This window comes from Brachyspira sp. SAP_772 (assembly GCF_009755885.1).
Lineage (GTDB): Bacteria > Spirochaetota > Brachyspiria > Brachyspirales > Brachyspiraceae > Brachyspira.
The window spans coordinates 1-647 of the sequence record NZ_VYIX01000228.1 but is presented as its reverse complement, the minus strand read 5'-3'; the positions used below and the strand labels follow the sequence as shown (position 1 = coordinate 647).

The 647-nt window shown below is 25.7% G+C and carries 2 pseudogenes; both read right to left on the bottom strand.

Annotated features, from left to right (window positions below):
* A pseudogene (locus tag GQX97_RS13725) lies at positions 1-408 on the bottom strand (GldG family protein); the annotation flags it as partial.
* A gap of 98 nt (positions 409-506) precedes the next feature.
* A pseudogene (prfB, locus tag GQX97_RS13720) lies at positions 507-647 on the bottom strand (peptide chain release factor 2); the annotation flags it as partial.

Here is a 647-nt window from a genome sequence, read left to right as displayed (position 1 = left end):
AGGATCGGTACTTGGAGACCTTAAAACAACTATTGAAAGAGGACTATCTATTCTAGAAATTACATCCATAGTTTGCTGAGAAACTGTGTATGATTTATTTTGTGTTAAATCAAATCTTATTGGGAAGTTTATACTTATAATATAAAGCCCTACYAAWATAGCTAAAATTATAATAAGAGAAAGTATGCCAAAAAAAGCTTTATGAACAAATCTTGTTTTTAATAGAGAAATTATATTATTTTTTTCTATTATAACAGTAATTGCCGTAAGTATTAATGTTACAGCTAATACAACCCAAAAAACAGCAGTAGGTCTTTGTGTAACTGCATAGAAAAATATCCAAGMGAAAAATAATAGTACCCAAGAAGCWATAGTAGCAATTTTTAAATTAAACTTTTTATTAGACATTGATTATAAATTCCATTTTTAATTAAGATTTAATTGAAATGTTTTAATAAATTTCAATACTGTTTTTATAATCGTATAACTATAGAAATACTTTATAATTATTTTTTTATTTGCTGTTTAAGATAAGCAGATATAAACTCGTCAATATTACCGTCCATAACAGAGTTCATATTACCAGTTTCATGACCAGTTCTCAAATCTTTTACCATCTGATAAGGCTGAAAAACATAACTTCTAAT